This window comes from Streptomyces sp. NPDC006610 (assembly GCF_040611575.1).
Taxonomy (GTDB): domain Bacteria; phylum Actinomycetota; class Actinomycetes; order Streptomycetales; family Streptomycetaceae; genus Streptomyces.
In genome coordinates this window covers 58,003-80,549 of record NZ_JBEXOP010000030.1, presented here as the reverse complement: position 1 = coordinate 80,549, position 22,547 = coordinate 58,003, and the positions used below count along the sequence as shown (strand labels likewise).

The 22,547-nt window shown below is 72.9% G+C and carries 20 protein-coding genes and 1 pseudogene; 6 read left to right on the top strand and 15 right to left on the bottom strand.

Going from position 1 to position 22,547, the window contains the following annotated elements; genetic code table 11:
- Window positions 1-7 precede the first annotated feature (7 nt).
- A complete protein-coding gene (locus tag ABZY13_RS23440; RefSeq protein WP_356633803.1) occupies window positions 8-1,114 on the bottom strand; it encodes an aliphatic sulfonate ABC transporter substrate-binding protein in 1,107 nt (368 codons plus the stop codon).
- Window positions 1,066-1,296, bottom strand: a complete 231-nt coding sequence (locus ABZY13_RS23435) for a putative leader peptide (RefSeq protein WP_356633801.1) — start codon at window positions 1,294-1,296, stop codon at window positions 1,066-1,068. Before ABZY13_RS23435 ends, ABZY13_RS23440 begins: the two co-directional genes overlap by 49 nt.
- Before the next feature lie 365 nt (window positions 1,297-1,661).
- On the opposite strand from ABZY13_RS23435, the gene ABZY13_RS23430 reads away from it, so the two are divergent.
- Both ABZY13_RS23430 and ABZY13_RS23425 read left to right on the top strand, forming a co-directional pair.
- The gene (locus ABZY13_RS23430; RefSeq protein WP_356633799.1) at window positions 1,662-2,948 is read left to right on the top strand and encodes a sulfite oxidase; all 1,287 of its coding nucleotides are present in this window, start codon (window positions 1,662-1,664) and stop codon (window positions 2,946-2,948) included.
- Window positions 2,949-3,072: 124 nt separating this feature from the next.
- Window positions 3,073-3,855: a TSUP family transporter gene (locus ABZY13_RS23425; RefSeq protein ID WP_356633797.1), complete on the top strand. Its 783-nt coding sequence runs from the start codon at window positions 3,073-3,075 to the stop codon at window positions 3,853-3,855.
- Window positions 3,856-4,040: 185 nt separating this feature from the next.
- On the opposite strand, the gene ABZY13_RS23420 is transcribed toward ABZY13_RS23425, so the two are convergent.
- The 6 genes from ABZY13_RS23420 to ABZY13_RS23395 all read right to left on the bottom strand — a co-directional run bounded on the left by ABZY13_RS23420 (window position 4,041) and on the right by ABZY13_RS23395 (window position 9,756).
- Entirely contained in the window at window positions 4,041-4,811 is a 771-nt protein-coding gene (locus ABZY13_RS23420) for a GNAT family N-acetyltransferase (RefSeq protein WP_356633829.1), read from the bottom strand.
- Between the two features lie 92 nt (window positions 4,812-4,903).
- Entirely contained in the window at window positions 4,904-5,962 is a 1,059-nt protein-coding gene (locus ABZY13_RS23415; RefSeq protein ID WP_356633795.1) for a DUF3533 domain-containing protein, read from the bottom strand.
- 97 nt (window positions 5,963-6,059) lie between these two features.
- Window positions 6,060-6,947 (bottom strand): TauD/TfdA family dioxygenase, encoded by an 888-nt coding sequence (locus tag ABZY13_RS23410; protein WP_356633793.1) that lies wholly within the window; start codon window positions 6,945-6,947, stop codon window positions 6,060-6,062.
- Window positions 6,948-7,014: 67 nt separating this feature from the next.
- Complete coding sequence (locus tag ABZY13_RS23405) at window positions 7,015-7,833, bottom strand: ABC transporter ATP-binding protein (RefSeq protein WP_356633791.1); 819 nt, start codon at window positions 7,831-7,833, stop codon at window positions 7,015-7,017.
- Window positions 7,820-8,872 carry an ABC transporter substrate-binding protein gene (locus ABZY13_RS23400; protein ID WP_356633789.1) on the bottom strand — a complete coding sequence of 351 codons (1,053 nt, stop codon included), beginning with the start codon at window positions 8,870-8,872 and terminating at the stop codon, window positions 7,820-7,822. The genes ABZY13_RS23405 and ABZY13_RS23400 overlap by 14 nt, the downstream gene beginning before the upstream one ends.
- A gap of 107 nt (window positions 8,873-8,979) precedes the next feature.
- A complete protein-coding gene (locus tag ABZY13_RS23395) occupies window positions 8,980-9,756 on the bottom strand; it encodes an ABC transporter permease (RefSeq protein WP_356633827.1) in 777 nt (258 codons plus the stop codon).
- Window positions 9,757-10,209: 453 nt separating this feature from the next.
- Between ABZY13_RS23395 and ABZY13_RS23390 the strand changes: the two genes are divergently transcribed.
- From ABZY13_RS23390 to ABZY13_RS23380, 3 genes are all read left to right on the top strand, one after another.
- Window positions 10,210-11,166, top strand: a complete 957-nt coding sequence (locus ABZY13_RS23390; protein ID WP_356633787.1) for a helix-turn-helix domain-containing protein — start codon at window positions 10,210-10,212, stop codon at window positions 11,164-11,166.
- Window positions 11,167-11,317: 151 nt separating this feature from the next.
- Window positions 11,318-12,316 (top strand): type I glyceraldehyde-3-phosphate dehydrogenase, encoded by a 999-nt coding sequence (gap, locus tag ABZY13_RS23385; protein WP_356633785.1) that lies wholly within the window; start codon window positions 11,318-11,320, stop codon window positions 12,314-12,316.
- Window positions 12,317-12,512: 196 nt separating this feature from the next.
- The gene (locus tag ABZY13_RS23380) at window positions 12,513-13,001 is read left to right on the top strand and encodes an ATPase (RefSeq protein WP_356633783.1); all 489 of its coding nucleotides are present in this window, start codon (window positions 12,513-12,515) and stop codon (window positions 12,999-13,001) included.
- Window positions 13,002-13,110: 109 nt separating this feature from the next.
- Here ABZY13_RS23380 and ABZY13_RS23375 read toward each other — a convergent pair whose 3' ends face one another.
- From ABZY13_RS23375 to ABZY13_RS23345, 7 genes and pseudogenes are all read right to left on the bottom strand, one after another.
- Complete coding sequence (locus ABZY13_RS23375; protein ID WP_356633781.1) at window positions 13,111-14,442, bottom strand: SGNH/GDSL hydrolase family protein; 1,332 nt, start codon at window positions 14,440-14,442, stop codon at window positions 13,111-13,113.
- The gene (locus ABZY13_RS23370) at window positions 14,439-17,612 is read right to left on the bottom strand and encodes a glycosyl hydrolase 115 family protein (protein ID WP_356633779.1); all 3,174 of its coding nucleotides are present in this window, start codon (window positions 17,610-17,612) and stop codon (window positions 14,439-14,441) included. The genes ABZY13_RS23375 and ABZY13_RS23370 overlap by 4 nt, the downstream gene beginning before the upstream one ends.
- Window positions 17,613-17,960: 348 nt before the next feature.
- The gene (locus ABZY13_RS23365) at window positions 17,961-18,245 is read right to left on the bottom strand and encodes a hypothetical protein (protein ID WP_356633777.1); all 285 of its coding nucleotides are present in this window, start codon (window positions 18,243-18,245) and stop codon (window positions 17,961-17,963) included.
- A gap of 45 nt (window positions 18,246-18,290) precedes the next feature.
- A complete protein-coding gene (locus ABZY13_RS23360) occupies window positions 18,291-19,190 on the bottom strand; it encodes a DUF1565 domain-containing protein (protein WP_356633775.1) in 900 nt (299 codons plus the stop codon).
- Between the two features lie 301 nt (window positions 19,191-19,491).
- A complete protein-coding gene (locus ABZY13_RS23355) occupies window positions 19,492-20,559 on the bottom strand; it encodes a DUF2332 domain-containing protein (RefSeq protein WP_356633773.1) in 1,068 nt (355 codons plus the stop codon).
- A 255-nt stretch (window positions 20,560-20,814) separates the two neighbouring features.
- Window positions 20,815-21,063: pseudogene (locus ABZY13_RS23350) on the bottom strand (trehalase-like domain-containing protein); the annotation flags it as partial.
- 105 nt (window positions 21,064-21,168) lie between these two features.
- On the bottom strand, window positions 21,169-21,609 hold the full coding sequence (locus ABZY13_RS23345) for a hypothetical protein (RefSeq protein WP_356633771.1): 441 nt from the start codon (window positions 21,607-21,609) through the stop codon (window positions 21,169-21,171).
- Between the two features lie 346 nt (window positions 21,610-21,955).
- Between ABZY13_RS23345 and ABZY13_RS23340 the strand changes: the two genes are divergently transcribed.
- Complete coding sequence (locus ABZY13_RS23340; protein ID WP_356633769.1) at window positions 21,956-22,465, top strand: potassium channel family protein; 510 nt, start codon at window positions 21,956-21,958, stop codon at window positions 22,463-22,465.
- Window positions 22,466-22,547: the final 82 nt, after the last annotated feature.

Here is a 22,547-nt window from a genome sequence, read left to right as displayed (position 1 = left end):
GCAGTGGTCACTTCGCGCCGAGGCCGGCGTCGTCGACCTCGGTCTCGCCCTCGGCCTTGAGGACCTTGTTGAGCGGCGCGAGGTCGTAGATGCCGGCCAGGTCGGGCTTCTCCAGCAGACCGGCCTTGACCGCGTGCTGCGCCTGGGTGTTGAGGGTGGCGGCCAGCGGGTCGTTCAGGAAGGTGATGGACTCCCAGGCCGGGTCGACGACCTCGGCGGGCAGCGCCTTGCCCGACAGCTTCTCCAGCGCCGCGTTCGCGGACGCCTTGGCCTTCTCGGGGTTGGCGTTGATCCACTCGTTGGTCTTCACCGAGCCGCGCAGCACGGCCTCCACGACGTCCGGGTGCTCCTCGAGGAACTTCTGCGACACGATGATGTTCGTGATCACGAACTTCTTGTCGGGCCACAGGTCGGCCTCGTCCAGCAGCACCTTCGCGCCCTCGGCGACCAGCTTGGAGGCGGTCGGCTCCGGCACCCAGGCCCCGTCGAGGGAGCCGGACTTGTAGGCGTCCGGGGTGATCTTGTTGTCGGTGCGGACCACGGAGACGTCGCCCTTGCCGCTCTCGGCGTCGACCTTCCAGCCCTGGTCGGCGATCCAGTTGAGGAACGCGACGTCCTGGGTGTTGCCGTGCTGGGGCGTGGCGATTCTCTTGCCCTTGACGTCGTCGAGGGACTTGATCTTCTTCGGGTCGACGACCAGCTTCACGCCCCCGGAGGCGGAGCCGCTGATGATGCGCAGGTTCTGGCCGTTCGATTTGGTGTAGCCGTTGATGGCGGGGGAGGGGCCGATCCAGCCGATGTCGATGGAACCGGCGTTGAGCGCCTCGATCTCGGACGGGCCGGCGTTGAACGTGGCCGTCTTGATCGTCGTGCCGCCCAGTTCCTTCTGGAGCAGGCCCTCCTGTACGCCCACCAGGGCGGTGGCGTGGGTCAGGTTCGGGAAGTAGCCGATCGTCACTTCGTCGGCGGAGAGCTTCTCGGCGCCGGCCGCGACTTCCGCCTGCTCGCCCTCGTCGGCGGAGTCGGAACCGTAGCCGCAGGCGGTGAGGACGAGGGGGAGCGCGGCTATGACGGCGAGGGTGCGCAGGGCGGAGAGCGGTCTTGCGGCAGACACGGAGTGTCCTCTCGGGGAAAAGGGCGATCAGGGAGGTGGGACGACGGAGCGTCGCCGGGCGACGCGTCGGTTGCGGGGGCGTCGCAAGGCCGACAGATGGCGCTGGACGTGCGGCCGAGGTCGATGTGGCGGCGCGTGGTCAGCAGAGGCAGCCACCGGTTCGCGTGCGTGAGCGCGCCCATGACCACCCCCGATCCCTAGTTTTCCTACCTGGTTGCTAGGGATCGTGGCAGACGGTGGCGTGCATCCCAAGGGGGTGTTCGTATTCTGGACAACTGAATCTCATCATCCGGGACCAAGGGTGAACCTGCACTTCAGAGGCGCACGATTGACGAGACGGGCGCAGGGCTGCTCAACTGATCACATGAACGCCGCGCCGCGTCCGGTCGCCCATGACCGCACGGACTTCGGTCGGGTGTGGTCCGCCGGCTGTCGCGGCTGACGCGACAGCCGGCCCGACCCGTCCCGCGCACCGGCGCCCAGGCGCTTTCCGCCTTCGCACCACCGCCCCGCCCCCTGTCCGGCCACACCGATGACGAGGACCGCCATGCCCGCATCCGCCGCCCGGCACGACGAAACCGCATACGACCGGCACAGACTGCGCCAGTGGCTCGCCGGCGACGCCCGGGCGGACGGCGTCGGCCGCCGCCGTCTGCTCACGCTGCTCGCCGCCACGGCCGCCGCGACCGCGCTCCCCACGCCCGGCCCCGCACGCGCCGACGGTCCCCGACGCGCCTCGGACGCGACGATCGTCAAACCGCTGCCGCCCGAGTCGTTCATCCTGCGCGGCACCAATGCCGAGACCCGCTGGGAGGCCCTGCGCGGGACCGGCCGCCTCACCCCGAACGACCTGTTCTTCGTCCGCAACCACACCGCCACCCCCCTGCTCGACGCCCACGACTGGCGACTGCGGCTGTGGGGCAGCGGACTGCGCGGGGCACCCGGCGAGGACCGGCCGGTGGAGTTCGGCTACGACGATCTGCGCGCCCTGCCCTCCGTCACCCGCACGGCGTTCCTGGAATGCGCCGGCAACGGCCGCACGTACTACGCCTCCCAGCAGGGCGAGGCCGTCACCGGCACCGCCTGGACGCTGGGCGCGGTCGGCGTCGCCCGCTGGCGCGGGGTGCGCCTGGCCGACGTGCTGCGCCGGGCCGGACTCTCCTCCCGCGCCGTGGACGTCCAGCCCCGCGGCCTGGACGCCGAGTACGTCAGCGGCGGGGAGAACCTCGGCCGGGTCCGCCGCCCGCTGCCGCTGGCCAAGGCCCTCGACGACGTGCTGCTGGCCTACGAGATGAACGGCGAGCCCCTGCCCCCCGACCACGGGTATCCGGTGCGCGTGCTCGTGCCCTCCTGGGTGGGGATCGCGTCGGTCAAGTGGGTCGGCGACATCGAGGTGTCGGCGCAGCCGCTGTTCTCGCCGTGGAACACCACGTTCTACCGGCTGTTCGGCTCCGCCCACCCGGAGGGCGGCAGCGCGCCCCTCACCCGGCAGACCGTCAAGAGCGCCTTCGAGCTGGTGCGCGGCGCGGCCTTCCCGGCGGGCGCCGGCCAGGTGCTGCACGGCCGCTCCTGGTCGGGCGCGGGAGCGATCGCGCGGGTCGACGTCAGCACCGACGGCGGCGCGAACTGGCGCCCGGCCCGGCTCCACGACCGCCCCCGCCCGGACAGCTGGACGCGCTGGTCCGTCCCTTGGAGGCCCGTCGCGCCCGGACCCGTCGAACTGCTGGCCCGCGCCACCGACACCGCGGGCCGCAGCCAGCCGGACGTCGCCGTGCCCAACGCCCAGGGCTACCTCTTCGACGCCGTGGTGCGGCATCCGGTGACCGTGTACTGACGGCCCCCGGCCGGCGGGGGCCGCTCTGCCCGCGGGCTCGACGACGACACCGAGCGGACGAACACCGGGCGGATGTGCGAACGGGCGGCGGGGGTGGCCGACATGGCACGGATCGGAGGCTGACGTGGCGGTGCCGGCGGAGCTGTACGGCCTGGCCGTCGGCCTGACGATCGCGGCGGTGACCGCGCCCGTGGGGGTCTCGGGCGCGGTCTTCCTGCTGCCCGTGCAGCTGAGCGCCTTCGGCGTGCCCAGTCCGGCGGTCACCCCGACGAACCTGCTGTACAACGTGGTGGCCGGGCCGGGCGCCCTGGTGCGCTACCGCAGCGCGGGGGTGCTGAACAGCCCGCTGACCCGCCTCCTGGTCGCGGGCACGCTGCCCGGCGTGGTCGTCGGCGCCGCGGTGCGGGTCTTCGCCGTGCCCGGGGCGAGCGTGTTCCGCCTGCTGGTCGCCGGGCTGCTGCTGCCGCTCGGCCTGTGGCTGATCGCCCGTACCCCGCGCCCGGGCCGCCCCGCCCCGGCGGCGGAACCCTCGCCCCGCTTCGTCATCGCCCTCGCCGTGGCCGTCGGGATCATCGGCGGCATCTACGGAATCGGCGGCGGCTCCCTGCTCGGCCCCGTCCTGGTCGGCCGCGGCATGCCGGTGAGCCGGGTCGCCCCTGCCGCCCTCGCCGCCACGTTCGTCACCTCCGTGGCCGGCGCGGCGACCTTCGCGCTGCTGTCCCTGACCGGCGCCGGCGAGGTCGCCCCCGACTGGCGCCTCGGACTGGCCTGCGGCCTCGGCGGTCTGATCGGCGGCTATCTCGGCGCCCATCTGCAACCGCGCCTGCCGGAGCCCGTCCTGCGCCTGCTGCTCGGCATCCTGGCCACGGCCTTCGGAGGGATCTACGCGGTCCAGGGCCTGAGCTGAAGGACGGGGCCGGTGCGGGGCACCGCGCCCGTCGGCCGTCCGAGCCCCGTACCCCGCGCGGCCCGCCGTCACGACGTGTCCCGGGGCTCGACCGCATGCGCCGGACGGTCACGTTCCACCGTTGCCCAGGTGCTTTCCGAGTCCGGTCGGCCAGGCAGCGGTGACCTGGCGTCGACCGCCCGTGCTCAGCTGCCCAGGGCGAAGAAGTGCAGCGGCGAGTTCGGAGCGAAGCCGATCCGGCGATACACGGGCGCGCCGGCCGCCGTCGCATGGAGGGTCGCGCGGGTCAGGCCCGTGGCGCGGGCGCCCTCGTACAGGGCCTTGCGGGTCACCGCCTCGCCGTAGCCGTTGCGTTCCCAGCGCGGGTCCGTGGCCACCAGCGCGACGAACAGGCGGCCGTCGGCCGCCACCGATCCGGCGCAGCTCACCGGGACGCCGTCCCGGAGGCCGAGCCAGGCGTGCACCTCGCCGCGCCACAGCGCGGAGCCCGCGAGCCCGTCGCGGCCGTCCTCCAGGGGCATGCCGTAGGCGCGGGAGTTGAGGTCCGCGTAGGCGCGCAGGTGTTCGTCCGTGGCGACGCGGACGAACGTCAGGTCCGGGTGCGCGGGTTCGGGCAGGGGCAGCAGGTCACCGGCCATGCCGACGCCCGTGAAGGCGTGCGCAAGACCGGCCCGCCCGGCCGCCGTCGGCAGGTTCGCGCGCGCCTCGGCGCCCAGGAGGTCCTCGAAGACCCACAGGAAGCCCGCGTGCTCCTTCGACCGCATCAGGTCCGCCGCCTGCCCCAGCCGCCGCTCCAGCAGGTCCGGGCCGGCTCCGGTGTCGGTGAGCGTGACGCAGTTCCAGAAGGCGAACCGGCAGCCCGCCCAGCGGACCGCGATGCCCGGCAGGTCACGGACGTCGGCCCCCGGGTTCCGGTCGAGCACCATGGCACGCCAGACCGTCGCGAGCTGCTCCATCGATTCCACCGCGTCGGCGGGGTTCCTCGTCACCTCGGCTCCTTCGTCCGTTCGTCGGTGAGTGCATGTCCGCCCACCGCACCGGCCAATCGTCACGGCGGCCGAAGGGACGCCCGCGCCGACTGCCGTCCGCCTCTCCGCGCCGCCGCCAGCACGGTGACCGCCACCCCGGCGACCGCCCACCCCGACAGCACCAGCAGCGCGGCCGTCACGTCGGCGCCCTCGAAGTAGGCGATCGAGCGGGCCGTCCACGTCCCGGCCCCCGGCGGCAGTGCCGGGCCGATCGCCCGCCAGAACGGCGGCAGCATCGGCAACGGGAAGGCGCCGCCCGCACTCGGGTTGCCGGCGATCACCACCAGCAGGATCGCCAGCCCGATGCCGACGACGCCGAAGACGCCCTGCAGGGCGAGGGTGGCCGCGCCCACCGCGAACGTGACCAGGGCGCCCAGACCCCACAGAGCGGCCACACCGCCCGGCAGCGCGCCCAGGACCGGCCCGACGATCACCGCGCCGCCGAGTCCGCCGACGACCGCGACCAGCGCCATCACGATCAGGCGGATCACCGCCCGGCGGGGGGTGGCGGGGCGGGCGCCGGTGCTGATGGCGAGGATCGACGCGCACAGATAGCCGCCGACGCACCAGCCCACGACCAGATAGAACGACGACAGCCCGTCGAAGTCCCGCGGCGAGGCCGGGGCCACGTCGACGGTCCGCACGTCGCGCCGCTCCGCGCCCTCGGCCCGGGCGACCAGGCCCTCCAGGGCGGTGGCGAGGACCGTGCCGCCGCCCGAGGCGACCAGCAGCGTGTCGGCGCCCCCGCGGGCGTGGACGACGAGGGCGCCGTCGATCTCCCGGTCCAGGATCTGCTTCCGGGCGTCGGCCTCGTCGCCCACCGGGCGCGCGTCCAGGGGTGATCCGGGCAGCCGGTCCAGCCGGTCCGCCGTCCGCCCGGCCGCGCCCGAGGGCGCCACCACGCCGAAGGGGACGTCCTTCGGCGCCGGGTCGTGCAGCGCCCCCACGTACGAGGCGATGAACAGCAACTGGAGCGCGACCACGCCGAGCACGAGCAGCGTGGCCCGCGCCGTGACGGCGTCCGTCACCTCGCCGGTGAAGGAGCCGTCACGGCCGCGGACGCCTGGAAGGGGAGACATGCTCCCACCGTCCGCGCCGTCGGCCGCGCGCGCAGGCGGGAGGGAGCCGAACGGATGCCGCGCCGCCCGCCGGGACGGGAGCGCGGACGAGGGGGTGTCAGCCCGCCGCGACGGTCGCCGGGCCGGCCGGGGTGTCCCCGCGCAGGGTGATGCGGTGCATGACGCGATGCCGCGTGCCGTAGTCGCGGTTGGCGTAGTGGGCGGTGCTGCGGTTGTCCCACAGCGCGACGTCCCCCGGCTGCCACCGATGCCGTACGACGTGCTCGGGCTTGGTCAGGTGGGCGTACAGGATGTCGAGGAGACCCCGGCTCTCGTACTCCGAGACCCCCACGATGTGCGAGGTGAAACCGGGGTTCACGAACAGGCCCTTGCGACCGCTCTCCGGGTGCACCCGCACCACCGGGTGCTCCACCGGCGTCAGTTCCGTGAACACCTCGCCCTCCCACAGGTTGCCCCGGCCCTGCCGGCGCTGGGCGAGGTAGTAGCCGAACTCACGGCTGCCGTCGTGGACGGCGGTGAGCGTGTCGACGTACGCCCGCAGCCCCGGCGACAGCGACTCGTAGGCCAGCTGGCTGTCCGCCCAGTTGGTGTCGCCGCCGCTGGGCGGCAGCACCACGGCCCGCAGGACCGAGATCGCCGGCGGACGCTCCACGAACGTCACGTCCGTGTGCCACACGTCGGCGAAACCGTTGTCCTGGCTGTCCAGGGAGTACACCTCGGGGGCCACGTCGCCCGAGTCGTGGACGGGATGCCCGACGGTGACCTCGCCCAGGCGCCTGCCGAACTCGATCTGCGCGGCGTCGTCCAGAGTGTGCTGGCCCCGCACGAAGAGGACCTTGTACGCGACCAGCGCCTCGCGCAGCGCGAGGACCTGGTCGTCGTCGAGGCGGCCGAGGTCGATGCCGTGGATCTCCGCGCCGAAGCGGGGGCCGAGTTCGGTGATCGGAAGCTGCGCGAGCGCGGGCCGTTCGCGGAGGATGCTCATGGGGATGTCCTTTCGCCCGTGGGTTACGGGTGGTCGTGGTGGTACGGGTCGGGTGCCGGTACGCGGCTCAGGCCGCCGCTGCCGCCTTGACGGCGTGGGACACCTGGGCGCGCAGCTCGGCGAACTCCCGCGAGCCGCGCAGCCCTTCGGCGTCGACGTCGCCGCGGGGCAGGGTGACGGGCAGGTCCAGGGCGACGGTGCCCGGGCTCCTGGTCAGTACGACGATGCGGGAGGCGAGGAACACCGCCTCGTCCGCCGAGTGGGTCACGAACACCGTCGTCCGCCCGGTCAGGTCGGCCACCCGGCGCACGTCCTCCTGGAGCCGCTCCCGGGTCAGCGCGTCCAGCGCCGCGAACGGCTCGTCGAGCAGGAGCAGCGGATTCTCCGCGGCGAGGGCCCGGGCGATCGCGACGCGCTGCTGCTGTCCGCCGGAGATCTCCCAGACCCGCCGCTCCTCGGTACCCGCGAGACCGACCCTGGCCAGCAACTCGGCCCGTCGCACCGGCCATTGGGCGCGCTCCACCCCGGCGTAGCGCAGCGCCAGGTCGATGTTGCCCCGCACGGTCCGCCACGGGAACAGCCGGGGCGTCTGGAACACAACCCCGGACGTCTCGCCGGGCCGCGGGTCGGCGCCGGAGACCCGCACCGAGCCGTGCGTGGGCCGCTCGAAGCCGGCGATCAGCCGCAGCAGCGTGCTCTTGCCGCAGCCGGAGGCGCCCACCAGGACGACGAACTCCCCGGTGGGGACGGTCAGGTCGACCGGTCCGACGGCGGTGACGGTCTGTTCGCCCCTGCCGTACCGGTGGACGACGCCGTCGACACGGACGGACCCGGCGGGCTCGGCGGCCACCGCCTGCGCGGCTTCGGCGGTCTCAGGCGCGGACATCGGCCAGCCCCTTGAGGTAGAACGCCTCGCGGACCACGTCCTCGGAGGGCGCGGCGTCGATCTGCTTCTGGTCGGCCAGGAACCGGCCGGTGTCGGTGATGTAGCCGAGCAGCTTGCCCGGGCCGTCCTCGCCCCCCAGCCAGTCGGCGGAGGCCACCTGCTCGGGGGTGAGGAACACGCCCTGCGCCAGCTGCGCCTCGGCGTCCGCCGTGCTGATGCCCAGCTCGGCGGCCACGGCCCGCACCGAGCCGTCCGGGTCGGACTTGAGCAGCCTGAGCGCCTCGGCCTCCGCCTCGCGCCAGGCGTCGATCGCCCCCGGGTCCTTGGCGATGAGATCGTCCGAGACGACGGCCAGGTCGAGGGTCGGCTTGCCGGCCGCGCCGATCTCCTTGCTGCTGGTGAGCTGGGTGCCGGTCGCGCGCAGCTCGTCCAGCGTCGGCAGCCAGACGTAGGCCGCGTCGATGTCGCCGCGCTGCCAGGCGGCGAGGATCGGCTGCGGCTGCAGGTCGATCAGTTCGACGTCGGACGGCTTCAGACCCGCCGCGTCCAGTGCCGCGAGCAGGCTGTAGTGGGAGGTGGACGCGAACGGGGTGGCGATCTTCCTGCCCTTGAGCCCGGCGATGTCGGTGATGCCCGTGGCCCTGCGTGCGACGAGGGCCTCGTTCTCGCCCGCGACGTCGAGTATCCAGGCCACCTTGTAGGGGATGGGCGAACTGCCGGACACGCCGCGGGCGAAGGGGCTGGAGCCCAGCGCGGCGATGTCGAGGGACTTGCCGAGGAAGGCCTGGTTGACGCTGGCGCCGGAGTCGAACTTGATCCAGGTGATCTCGTAGCCGGGCAGCGCCTTCTCCAGCAGCTTTCTGTTCTTCACCAGCAGATCGCCGCTGGGGAAGGCGAAGTAGCCGATCCGCAGCCGCTTGGAGCCGCCGGACGCCGACGCCTCGCTGTCCGAGGAGCAGCCGGTGACGGCCGCGGAGACGGCGGCGAAGGCGCCGGCGAGCAGGAGACGACGGGAAGGACCCTGGGAGACACGGGACATGACGGAGCCGTTCTGTGCGGAAGGAAAGGAAGGAAAGGAAGGAAAGGAAGGAAAGAGGGCGGGAGGAGGAGAGCGAGCGGGATGGACGCAAAGGGGCCGGAGACGTTCTACGCGCGACCGCGCCAGGGAACGGCCGTGCGTTCCAGACGCAGCAGCAGGCCGTCGATGATCAGGCCGGAGACGCCGATGGCGATGATGCCGACGAGGACGACGGGGGTGTTGTTGTAGTTGGCGGCGTCCTTGACCATGCCGCCGATGCCGGGCAGTCCGTTGACCAACTCGGCGGCCACCAGGGAGGAGTAGGCCACGCCCACGGCCAGCCGGACCCCGGTGAGCGTCTCGGGCAGCGCGGACGGGACGACGACGTCCCTGACCACGTCCCACCGCGACGCGCCGAGCGCACGGGCCGCCTCGATCAGGCTCTTGGGCACCGCCGTGACGGCCGTGGTCGTGGACACCGCCACGGGCGGGAAGGCCGCCACGGCCAGCAGCGTCACCTTGGGTTCCTCGTCGATGCCGAGCCAGATGATCAGCAGCGAGAAGTACGCCAGCGGCGGCAGCGTCCGCAGGAACGTGATCCAGGGCTCGAACAGCGAGCGCACCCAGCCGACGGTGCCCATGAGCAGCCCGAGCACCACGCCGGCGGCGATGCCGATGCCCGCGCCCAGCGCGATGCGCCGCAGACTGATGCCGAGGTGCTCCACCAGCGTGGTGCCGTTGTAGCCGCGTACGCCGTCGTGCGTGGTGGAGACGTCGATGAACGCCTCCCACACCGTGGCCGGCGGCGGCACCAGCGTCTCGCTCCACGTCCCGCTCGCCGCCAGCAGCTGCCACAGGCCGAGGAAGAGCAGGAGCGAGCCGAACGGCAGCGCGACGCCGCGCAGGCCGGTCCGCCGGTCCCGCTCCCGTGCCGGCGGACGCGGGGTGGAAGCTGTGGCGGTGGTTGACGGATTGTCATCTGCCTTTGTGGCAGGGGGAATTGTGGACACGGGCGTCCTCCAGGGGGCGCCGGGACACGAGCGGCTGCCGTCGACCGACATGGGCGGCCGGACCCGAGCGAAGGTGAGGGGTGACGAGGGGAGCGCACCCCGGTGTCAGGGTGCGGGAACCGCCCGGGCGCGGGGTGGCGTCACCGCACCGCGGGGCGTGTCAGAAAAGCCTGGTAGAGGCAGGCCGGGTCAGCAACAACACGAGCCCGGGCGTCGGCACAGGTCGATGACCAGGCGTCGCACCAAGGGCTCGGGATTCATGAGGCCTATTTGTACCGCAGCCGGCGCTCCACGCCAACAGGCGTCCACGTTCCGGAACGGATCTTTCCGCGCAGTAACCTCCTTCCCGTGTCAGCCTCCCGTCTGCACCGCGTCGCCGTCCTCGTGCTCGAGGGCGCGAAACCGCTCGATGTCGGCATCCCCGCGCAGGTGTTCTCGACCCGTGCGAGCATGCCGTACGAGGTGAGGGTCTGCGGGGCGACCCCCGGCCTCGTGACCGGCGGCGACGGTCTGTCGTACTACGTCGCCGACGGCCTCGACGCGCTGACGTGGGCCGACATCGTCTTCGTCCCCGGCTACCGGTTCCCGGACCGCGACGACCCGCCGCCGGCCGTCGTGGACGCGCTGATCGCCGCGCACGACCGGGGCGCGCGGCTCGCCGCCATCTCGACGGGCGCGTTCGCGCTCGCCGCCACGGGCCTGCTCGACGGCAGACGTGCCACGACCCACTGGCACTACACGCAGGCGCTGATGACGAGGCATCCGCGCGTCCGGGTGGACGAGAACGTGCTGTTCGTCGACGAGGGCAGCGTGCTCACCTCGGCCGGCGCCGCCTCCGGCATCGACCTGTGCCTGCACATCCTGCGACGCGACCTGGGGCTCGCCGCGTCGAACCACGCCGCTCGCCGTCTGGTCGCGGCCCCCTACCGCAGCGGCGGCCAGGCCCAGTACGTGCCGCGCAGCGTCCCCGAACCGCTCGGCGAACGCTTCGCCGCCACCCGCGAGTGGGCCCTGCACCGGCTCGGCGAGCCCCTCACCCTCGACATACTGGCGCGTCAGGCCGGGGTGTCGCCGCGCACGTTCTCCCGTCGCTTCGTCGAGGAGACCGGCTACACGCCGATGCAGTGGGTGATGCGCGCCCGCCTCGACCTCGCCCGCGAACTGCTGGAGCGCTCGCAGCGCGGCGTCGAGCAGATCGCTGCCGACGTCGGCCTCGGCACCGGCGCGAACCTGCGCCTGCACTTCCAGCGCATCCTCGGCACGACGCCGAGCGAGTACCGGCGCACCTTCACCCGGCGCGAATAGCGCGCCGTTCGCCGCGCCGTTCGACGGCCGTGGCGTTGCGGCAACCTTGCGGCGGGGGGTGGCGGGATCCTTGTGAACCATGGCGATCACGCCACTGTCGACGGGCGCGCGCCGCGGGCGAACCTGATGGCGAAGGGAAGGGACACCATTCATGACTCGCATCGCCATCAACGGTTTCGGCCGCATCGGACGCAACGTGCTGCGCGCGCGCCTGGAGCGCGACAGCGACCTCGAGATCGTCGCCGTCAACGACCTGACCGAGCCCGCCGCTCTGGCCCGGCTCCTCGCCTACGACAGCACGGCCGGCCGGCTCGGGCGTCCGGTGACGGTGGACGGGGACGCCCTCGTCGTCGACGGCCACCGGATCAGGGTGCTGGCCGAGCGTGAGCCGGCGCAGTTGCCGTGGGCCGAACTCGGCGTCGACATCGTCCTGGAGGCCACCGGCCGCTTCACCTCGGCCAAGGCCGCCCGCGCCCACCTCGACGCGGGCGCGCGGAAGGTGCTCGTCAGCGCGCCGTCGGACGGCGCCGACGTCACGCTCGCGTTCGGGGTCAACACCGACGCCTACGACCCGGCCCTGCACACCATCGTCTCCAACGCCTCCTGCACCACCAACGCGCTCGCGCCGCTGGCGGCCGTGCTGGACCGGGTCGCCGGCATCGAGCACGGGTTCATGACCACCGTGCACGCCTACACGCAGGAGCAGAACCTGCAGGACGGGCCGCACCGCGACCCCCGTCGCGCCCGCGCCGCCGGGGTCAACATCGTGCCGACCACGACGGGCGCCGCCAAGGCGATCGGCCTGGTGCTGCCCGGCCTCGACGGAAAGCTGTCGGGCGACTCGATCCGCGTGCCCGTGCCGGTCGGCTCGATCGTCGAGCTCAACACGACCGTCGCCCGCGACGTGACGCGCGACGACGTGCTGGCGGCGTACCGCGCCGCGGCGGAGGGCCCGCTCGCCGGCATCCTCGAGTACTCGGAGGACCCGCTCGTGTCCTCCGACATCACGGGCAACCCCGCCTCCTCGATCTTCGACTCGGCGCTCACCCGGGTCGACGGCCGCCACGTCAAGGTGGTCGCCTGGTACGACAACGAGTGGGGCTTCTCGAACCGTGTGATCGACACGCTCGAACTCCTCGCGGCCCGCTGACGCGGGGACGCGCCGCCGACTCCCGGCCGCTTCGGCAGGCCCGGCCGTTCCGGACGTCCGACCCCCGGTCGTCCACGGCCGGGCCTCGCCGTTGTCCCGGAACCGGGAGTTTCGTCGAACAGTGCAACCGGCAAGTTGCAGTTGCCCCCGAGCTGTGCAACCTTTGAGTTGCACGTCAATGGCAAGGGAGACACCTGTGAACGACGACGTCACGTACACGGAAGCAGAGCTGGTCGAGCTGGACCGGATCGCCCGGCAGATCGACATCGACGCCCCGGCCGAGCGGGTGTGGGAGCTGGTCGCGCGGCCCGGCTGGTACATCAACGACGGCGTGGTCGACCCGCAGCCGGATCTGCGGTACGAGGACGACGTGGCCGTGGTGCGCCATCCGTCCCTCGGCGAGTTCCGGTTCCGGACGGTCGAGCTGGACAAGCCCCGTTACGCGGCATTCCGCTGGATCGGGACGCCGACGCGGGACGAGTTCACGCCGACGACCCTGGTCGAGTTCTGGATCGACGAGCGGGACGGCGGCGGGGTGACCCTGCGCGTGGTGGAGAGCGGGTTCTCCGGCCTCGCCGACGACCCGGCGGCGTGGCTGAAGGAGCGCGAGGGCAACGACAAGGGCTGGCTCACCGAGCTGACCGCGGCCAAGACGTTCGTGGAGGGGAGCGGGGCGGCTCGGTGACCGCCGGGGTGCCGACGCGACGGGCCGCCGCTCCGCCACGCGAGCCGGACGCGCGGGCGTCCCCGCCCGGCGCTGTGGCGGCCGCCGGGCGGGGACGCACTCGGTGCGGTCAGAGGCCGGAGACGGCCGCGGGCCGGCGGAACAGGCCGAGCGGGACGGCCTCGGCCAGGGCGCGGTAGCCGGCGGGGTTCAGATGCAGGTGGTCGCCGGTGTCGTAGGCGGGCAGCAGGCGCCGGGGCGCCCGTGGATCGCGGACGGCCTCGTCGAAGTCGATCACGGCGTCGAACACACCGCCGGTGCGGATCCACCGGTTGACGGCCTGACGCGCGGACTCGTGGCCCCCGGCCGGGTCGTCGTAGCCGTTGCCGCCGAAGGGGGTCAGGGTGGCCCCGTAGACGGCGATGCCCTGGGCGTGGGCCCGGACCACGATCTGCCGGTAGGCCTCGGTGAGCTCGGCCGTGATCCGCCGTGCGGACTCCTCGGACGTGCCGGCCGTGCCGATGTCGTTGACGCCGTGGAAGACGACGAGCCGGTCCGCGCCGCTCTTGGACAGGACGTCGCGGTCCAGCCGGGCCAGGGCGTTGGGGCCGAGGCCGTCGCGCAGGACCCGGTTGCCGCCGGCGGCCTCGTTGACGACCGCGACGGAATCGTCGCCCGCACCCGACCGGAGACGTTCGAAGAGCTGGTCGGGCCAGCGGTCGTTGCCGTTGGTCGTGGAGCCGCGGCCGTCGGTGAGCGAGTCGCCAAGAACGACCGTCGTGGAGGTCCGCCGCCCCGCCCGCACCTCGACGCCGCTGAGGAAGTACCAGTGGTCGACCGCCGTGGCCCCCGGCAGCTCGCCGGCGGTGAGGTGGTCGCCGGCCAGCAGGTACGACGTCGTGCGCGACCCGGGGTGCGAGGTGATGTCCGTGGACGCCTGACCCTCGGCGAGGTGGAGCGTCACGGTCAGGTTCTCTCCCGGCCGGACGGCGAAGTCCAGCGGATCGGTGACCGCCTGGGCGCCCTTGGGGACGTCGATGCCCGGTCGCCCGCCGAACGTGACCGGGCGGGCGCTGCCGGGCACGACGGCGCTGACGCCGGCCCTCCCGTCGGCGGGACGGGCCACGGACACGCCCGTGATCGGCAGGTTCGTGCCCCCGAACGCGTTGGAGAACCGCAGCCGCAGACGCCGGCCGCCGACCGACACGCGCACCGTCTGGCGCAGTGTGGTGTCCGCGAGGACGCGGCCGGTCCCGGTGAAGGGCGCGGGCGGCATGTTGTGCGGCTCGGTCAGCTGGGGCGTGGCCGACCAGGTGTGCACCCAGTGGGCGCCGGCGGCCGGCGCCGTCGCGTCACCGGACGGACGGCTCCGGGGCGCCGCGACCGCCGAGGGCGTGACGGCGCCGGTGACGGCCGCGGCCAGTGCGGAGGCCGTCCCGGCCAGCAGGGACGCACGTCTCATGACAGCCACCGGCTCTCCTGCGGGCCGAGGTAGCTGTACTTCAGGCCGCCGGTGTCGATCACGATCTTGTGCAGGACCACGGTGGGGTCCACCATCCAGAACTTCAGGACGTGGTGCCCGGCCGTGTCGACGTGGTGGACGGTCCGGGTCCGGTTGACGTTGTCCGCGGTGTTGCGGCCCCACCCGGTGTTCATGGTGAGGTCGCTGGCGCCGGTGGCGGCGACGACGTCCACGGTCTGCGGCGCCGCGTCGTCGAGGGAGACGGCGTAGTGCAGTCCGGAGCGGCCGGGCAGGGCCGGGTTGCGCGGCGAGACGTACGCCCAGACGGTGACGGGGCCGGTGGTGAAGAGGCTGATGTCGTACTCGAGCCGGGGGCCCTGGCCGGGGGAGCGGCGGGCGGCGGTGACGGGGAAGGGCTCCATGCCGTCGCCGGTGCGGGTGATGCCGGGGACGCGCTGCCAGGACACGCCGCCGGCGCCGACGGAGCGGGAGAAGTGCGCTGCCTCGACGGATACATGGCCACCCGCTTCGACGAACCCCTTGAGCCGGGAGCGCGCAGCGGCCGGACGCTCGATGACGGCCTGGACGGTGACCTCGGTCCCCTCCGACCCGGTGACCCTCACCGGCACGCGGCGGACGCCGCGGGGCGCCCGGTCCCAGTCCACCTTCAGGACGACCCGCTGCTGCAGGTCCACCGTGCCGCCGGGGCGGTCGGCGGTCAGCCACGGCACGCCCGTGTCGACGCGGTAGGTGAACGGGGCGGTCCCGCGGTTGAACACCTCGATGTACTGGGCGGGTTGCGTCTGGTAGGGGCTGAACGCGGGCAGCACCGCCTCGCCCGGCTCGTGCGGCCACCACTTGTCGGAGCCGTCCACGGCGACGCCCATCTCCGCCGCGGCGGGAAGAGCGATCCGCTTGACGGCGGGGTAGATCCGATCGGGCCGCGGCGGCTCCTGCCAGGCGGCGTCGGCCCCGTAGCGGGCCTTGTCGCCGTAGCCGATGTGGGTCTGCGTCTGGAAGCCCTTCCATTTGCCCCCGGCAACCTCGTTGTTGAAACGGTCGGCGAGCGCGAAGTCGTCGGCCAGCCGGGCCTCGGCGGCGTCGGCCAGGTCGTTGGTCGCGGCCCGGCCCTGGGCGGCGTAGAGGAGATTGGTGAACTGGGCCTGCCGCAGCAGATACAGGTTCGCGGTGGCCCGCACCGCGTAGCCGACCAGCTCGAACCACGCGTCCTGTTCGCTCGCGGGCAACTCGGCGGCGATCCGGTCGGCCCGGCCGGCCAGGTCCTGCCACTCGCGGGTGACGCGGTCCATCTCCCGGTAGTCGGTCAGGCTGAACGGCGAGGCCTGGTCGTCGGTGACGATCGTGGACGGGTTCGCGGGGTCGCCCAGGGTCTGGCGGCGGTTGAGCAGTTCCGGCTTGCGGCGCGCCTGCAGGTGCTCGTACGTCCTGAGCACCTTCGCGATCTCGTCGGCGAACCGGCCGTCGAAGTTCTGCCGCGCGAACCGCAGATCCCACTCCGGCAGCCGGTCCAGGGTCCAGCGGTCGGGCGACCAGGCGTAGTCGAGGAAGAACTGGGTGGGCCGCTCGTTGCCCTTGACGTCACCGGAGTTGGTGACCCACAGGCCGTGGCTGCCGTAGGCGTACGTCTGGTGGAGCTGGTCCCAGATGTTGGGCAGGGAGTTGGTGTCGACCCACTTGTAGTTGCGGCTGGCCCCCACGTAGTCGAAGTGGTAGTAGAGGCCGTACCCTCCGCTGCGTCCGTCCTCGGCGGCGCCGGGGAGCTTGCGGACGTTGCCCCAGTTGTCGTCGGTGAAGACGACGGTGACGTCGTCGGGGGCGCGCAGCCCCTCGTCCCAGTACCGCTGCACTTCCTTGTACATGGTCCACACCTGCGGAACGGTCGTGACGTCCTTGCCGGTGACCTCGGCGAGGATCTCCCGCTGGGCGGCGATGATCCGTTCCATCAGCTCGATGCCGTCGCCGTCGCTCAGCGCCGTGTCGCCGTTGCCGCGCATCCCGAGGGTCACCACGCCCTCGAAGTCCTCGTCCACCATGCGCCGGATGCCGTCGCGCCAGTACGCCTTGACCGCCTCGGCGTTGTACCGGAACGACCACTCGCCGGTGCCGCCGTAGGGATCGCGCCCGGGAATGACGACGACACCGTCCTTGTCGCGCACGGCGGGCACGGCGTGCCGGTTCCACTCCTCGATGCCGCGCATCATCGGCGCCTCGTGGGAGGTGCCCATCACGACGCCGTACGCCTTCGCGGTGGCGTGGTTGTCCGGGTCGTCCTCGGCGAAGGCACGGCCCCACACCGCCGGCCACAGGTAGTTGCCCTTCAGCCGCAGCAGCAGCTCGAAGATCTTCGCGTAGAACGCGGCGTTGAACCCGCCCGGATGCCCGGGCGCCTTGCCCTCGCCGAAGGTCGCCGGCGCCCAGGTCCCCAGGGCCGGGTTCTCGTCGTTGATGAAGAAGCCGCGGTACTTCACCGCCGGAGTGCCCTGGGTGTGCCGGCCGGGCCGGACGTACAGCGCGTCCCGGTGCACGGGCCGGACGTCGGCCCAGTAGTACCAGGGGGAGACGCCGATGCCCCGGGACACGTCGTAGGCGCCGAAGACGGTGCCGCGCTGGTCGCTGCCCGCGATCACGAACGCGCGCTCGACTCCAGGCAACGGCTTGTCCACCACGGTCTGCAGGGACGTCTCCCACTTGCCCTCGATACCGCTGACGTCGAGTTTCCCGGCGGCCACGAGCCGGTCGATCAGCGGGCTGCGGCCGATCGTCCCGACGATCGTGATCTCCCGCGCCGCCGGCGCCTCACCCCGGACGACCGCCGGCCGGACCCCGGTCACCCGCTCGATGTCGTCCCGCAGGTCGCCCACCACGCGCACGACGCCGGGCCAGTCGTCGTCGCTGACCACCAACGGCACCGCGCGGCCCGCCCGCACCAACGCCAACCCGCCCGGGACGGGAGTGAAGGAGATGTACGCGCCGGGATCAGTGGGACGCGCGGACCGCTCCACGACGCTCCCTTCGGCGGCGAGCGCCTCGCCGGAGGGGTCCAGCACCGAGCCGAGCGGGCCGGCGAGCGCGGCCGTGCCGACGGCCCAGCCGAGAACCGACCGCCGGCTCGGCGGTTGACTGCCGTTGTCGTCCATACGGGCATGCATAAGACATCCTCGCATTCGAAAGTTTCCACTGATGGAGCGCATGGTGCGGAGGGGTTGACGGGTTCCCCTCCTCGAATGTGGTCACATATGTGAATAGGGCGCATGTGTGCGAACCTCTCGGGGGAATCTAGGGGTGCATTTCCAGCATGGTCAAGGTGTGTGCAGCGCAACGGTGTTGACGGATGCCTCCGCACATCGTCGAACGCGCTGCGAAACTTTCGACATGGGATCGGATGTCGAACCTCGCATCACAGGTCAACGCACGACGAGGCCCCGGGGCGCTTGCCCCGGGGCCTCGATCGGATATCTGTCGGCGCGCTTCCCGGTGTCCTCGGACGTGCCTGCCGCTCAGAACCGCGCGCCGACGTCCGCGCCGTTGCTCGGGCGCAGGAAGGTGGAGGACGGGATGGCGCCCGTCGCCGTCCTGGATCCGGTGATGGTGCTCGGGTTGGTGCTGGTGAACGACCAGCTGCCGCCGAGGTTCCAGGAGTTGCCGCTGCCCGTGGAAGCCGGGCCGAGCGAGGCGTTGGTGCCGTTGGCCACCGCCAGGTTCTTCGTCAGCGTGCTGGAGGAGCGGCTGAAGTCGAACCCGGCCTTCGGGTGGTCCCACGCCGTGCAGTGGTCGATGGTCATCCTGCCCGGGTTGTCGTTGTCGACGAAGCCGCCCGCGGAGTTGTCTCACGCCATGCTGTTGCGCACGGTGTGGCCCGCCGCCACGCCGTTGCCGCCCATCTTGAAGCCGTTGCCGTCGCCCTGATAGTCGGGCAGGTTCCACCGGTTGTAGCCGTTGCCCCACGCGAGGGTGTTCTCGACGAGGATCGGCGAGTCGGCGAACATCCAGAAGTCCAGACCGTCGTCCGCGTTGTTCCACAGGCGGGCTCCGCGCAGCACGTTGCCGGCGCCGGAACCCTCCTTGATGGCCAGGCCGTCGGCGCTCTCGCCGTTCTTGCGCGGATCGCGGTTGCCGTGACTGTCCAGGTTGAGGATCTGGTTGTGGCTCGAGGCGCCCTGGAGGTGGAAACCGGACTCGTAGTTGTCCCGGGTGACGAGCCGGTCGAACACGTTGTGGCCGGTGTCCAGGCCGAACACGCCGTAGGGGCCGTGGACGATCTCCAGACCGATCAGCCGCCAGTGCTCCCCCTCGATGTGGACCGCGCCGCGCTCCGCCCGGGGAATGCTGGATCCCACGGCCCCCGGCGTGTACGGCATGTTCTCGCCGTCGACGACCACGCGCTCGCCGTTGTAGTTGCGCAGGGTGATGGGTTGGCTCGCCGTGCCGCTCTTGAGCAGTTTGATGTTGGCGCTCGGTGCGTACGTACCGCCCCGGACCTGGATCGTGGTGCCGGCCTGCGCCAGGTCCACCGCGCGCTGGATGGTCCTCAACGGGGCGGCGAGCGTCCCCGGGTTGCTGTCGTTCCCGTTGCCCGCCACGTACAACTCGCCCGCCAGGGCCCGGGCGCCGGTCTGTGCCGCAGGGTCCCCGGGGACGCCGTGCGCGCCCACTGCCGAGGACAGGACGAGCAGCCCGGCCAGGACGCCGGCGAGGCCGGTGGACAGGGTGGGGGGTGCCAGGCGCATGGTCGTCTCCAGGATGCCAGGGTGCAGGGCGCACGCGGAAAATGCGGGGGAGCAGGCCTTGTGACGGATCGTTGGAAATCGCTTTCTGCGTGAAGCTAGGGTGGCTGCCGTGGGTGCGTCAATAGACCTGTACGTGATGCACGTTCATGTATGCGAACTCGGAAGGGTGGCGGCACGTCCTTGGCGTGAGGGAGGGGACGACTTCACGAGCCCTGTGGACGCATGACTTCCGGCCGGGGTCCGCCGGGCGGCGCGCCGCCAACGCCCGGAACGCCGACCGTGCCGCCCTGCACGACGGAGCCTAGGAGTCCGACAGCCACGCCAGCATGCGGCCCCGTGACCAGCAGCGGCCCAGGGCCTCACCGCGCGGGGCCGAACCGTCGAGCACCGTCAGGCCGATGATGCTGTGCCCGGAAGCGGGGCGGTCGCCGAGGGTCGGTACCGTCGGCGCGACGCCGACCCCCTCCACCGACACCCACGCCACCGAGCGGCCGGCCGCGGCTTCGGCGAGGCGGTCCAGGAAGAGCCGGCGGTCCTCTGCCGGGATGCGCGACAGTGCCCAGGTCGTGGTGACGACGGGCAGGGCGTGCGCCGGCACACGGGCCACGGCCTCGGGCGTCATCTCCACGACGTCGCCGCGCAGCAGCGACGCCGGGGCCGTCGCCGCCAGCGCCATCTCCGCTTCGAGCCGCGCGGCACGCTCCGGCCGGCCCGGCCAGACGCAGGCGCGCAGCCATCGGACGTCGTCCGCGTCGGTCACGTCGACCGGGTCGGCGTCGACGCCCACGCGGGCGGCGACCTCGGGCATCGCCGTCGCCGGAACGGGCCGGTCTCCCACGAGCGACGCCGGCATGTGCACGGGGGACGAAGGGTCGCCCAGCGACCGTCCGTCGCCGTAGGTGATGCGCACGCGGTCGACGTTCAGATTGAGCGCGGCCGAACAGCCCACGTCGATCAGCCCGATCGCGTCCGCGCCCACCCGGCGTGCCGCCTCGGCCACGGCCGGGTACAGCACCGCGCAGCGGCCGGTCTCGTCGGGCCGCGTCCGCCGGCGCCGGACGGCGACGGCCACGACCGAGTCGGCCTGGCGCAGCAGCGTGTCGATCGCCGCGTCGGCGGCGGCGTCACCGTCTTCGGCCGCATAGGCCGCGGCGAGCGCCGGGGCGCGTCCGGCGAGGGCGAGGTCGTGCAGCGCGGCGAGGATCAGCGCGGGCTGCCGCCTGCGTGCCGGCGCCGTCCCGATCGCCTGCAGCGCCTCGGCGGACTCGCTCAGCGCGACGGCGACGCGCTCGTACAGCGGCGAGATCCCGGCGGCGTCGACCTCGCCGAAGCGTCGGTACGCGTGAGCGAGCGTGCGGGCCGTGCCCACGGGTGCGCCTCCTGCGGTCGGCTGTGCCGGCCCCGGCGATTGTAGCCGGGGAGGGCGGAGCCGACCGCGGCTGGGACGGCCGGCGGACGGCTCTCTGCACCGACGGCGCGGTCCCGGGCGGCTCTCTCTCGATCGACCTTCAGGCGAGGCCGACCGGCGGCGGACCGGCCGCACCCGCACCGGTCACTGGGCGCCGCTCCAAGAGCCGCCCGACGCCGCCTCGACGGCGAGGGAACTCGTCGACGGCCTGGAACGGGGGGTGAGGCAGCGGGTGTTGAGCACGGCGGTGCCGGCCGGGTAGGGCTGACGCGTGGTGACGTCCGTGCCGTCGACGGTGATCGCGAAGTGGCCGCCGCGGTCGTGGTCCGGCAGGGCCGCGAAGAGGCTCGGGGAGTCGAAGCGGGGTGCGCAGATCCAGTCGACCACGCCCTCGGAGGAGACGAGGGCCGCGGTCTGGAGGTCGCCGACCATGCCGTGGTCGGCGATGGGTGGACAGCGGCGCATGGCAATCCCTTCCGGGCCCGGCCGCGTCGGCAGGCGGCCCTGCGGCCATCTGCACGGCCATGCGCGCAGCGTGGGCCGACGCGGTGGGCCGGTGCCGCCGGAGCCTCAACGCACCGTCGGCTCGGAGCGGTACGTGGCCAGCGCCCAGATGACGAAGACGTCGATGGCCATCATGACCACCGACCACACCGGCGCGTACGGCAGGAAGAGGAACTGCGCGATCAGGCTGAGCGACGCGAGAGCGATGCCCGCCGCCCGTGCCCACGCCGCGCCGGAGAGGATGCCGCCGCCGACGAGCGCCACGATGACGCCGAGGATCAGCAGGATCCAGCCCCAGCCGGTGAGGTTGATCTCGTAGACGTAGCTGCCGATCCGGGCGTAGACGTCGTCCTCGGCGATGGCGGCGATGCCCTGGAAGACGGCCAGGACGCCGTTGAGGAACAGCAGGACGCCCGCGAAGGTGGCGCCGCCCGCGGCCCAGGAACCGCCGGTGGCCGCCGGTCCGTGGCTGCCCGTCGGCGGTCCGGTGCGTGGCTGTGTCGTCATGGGGGACACTCCGTTCTCGGGGGCGGACCGTGCCGTTCCGGCCGTCCGCACCGGTCACCTTCGACCCTCGGGCTCGCGCGGCGATGCGGCCACGGGGGCTACGCCGTCCGAGTGAAGTGTCAGGAGGGCGTCCGGAGCCGTCGGTGTCGAGGACGGGGAAGCGGGGGGTCTCGGCGTGCGACGGGCGGGCGGTGGCTCTTCACTGAGGTGGCAGCGATCGCACAGCAGGCGGAGGCGGCATGGCGGGACGGGTGGGCCACGGCGCGGTGTCCGGCGCCGTGCGCCGATGGGCCCCGTCTGCCGAGGCCGGAACCGGGCCGCGGTGCTGACGAGGGGATGGTCCACCATGTCCGGTGCCGGCCGGGCGGCCACTGCGCCGCTCCTGGTGGCCGCGGCGGCCACGGGCTACTTCCTGCTCCCCCTCGACCGGCTGGGCCATGGCCGTCCGGTGCTGAGCTGGACGCTGTTCTGCGGGGCGCTGGCGGTCATCGCCGCGCTGATCGTGCGGCAGATCCGTGACGTCCTGCTCGACAGGCCCGGCACCCGCTCCGGACTCGTCATCGCCGTCCTGCTGTCCCTGTCGGTGCTGGTCTTCGCCGCCGGGTACTTCGTCCTCGCCCGCCGCCCGGGCGCGTTCACGGGTCTGGAGACACGTGTGGACGCCCTGTACTTCACCCTGGTGACGCTGGCGACCATCGGCTACGGCGACATCACCCCGCGCGGGCAGGCGGCGCGTGGGACGGTCGTCGTGCAGATCCTGTACAGCTTCGTCTTCCTCACCGCCGCGGCGACCGCGCTGAGCCGCCGGGTGCGGCGGCTGACGCAGGCCCGGCTGAGCGGCCGCACGCGTCATTGACCTCCGTCGGCCGCGCCGGCGCCCCGCGGTGCACTGCGGCGCGGACCCCCGGACGACCGCTGCCCCCGAGCCCGCCCGGACG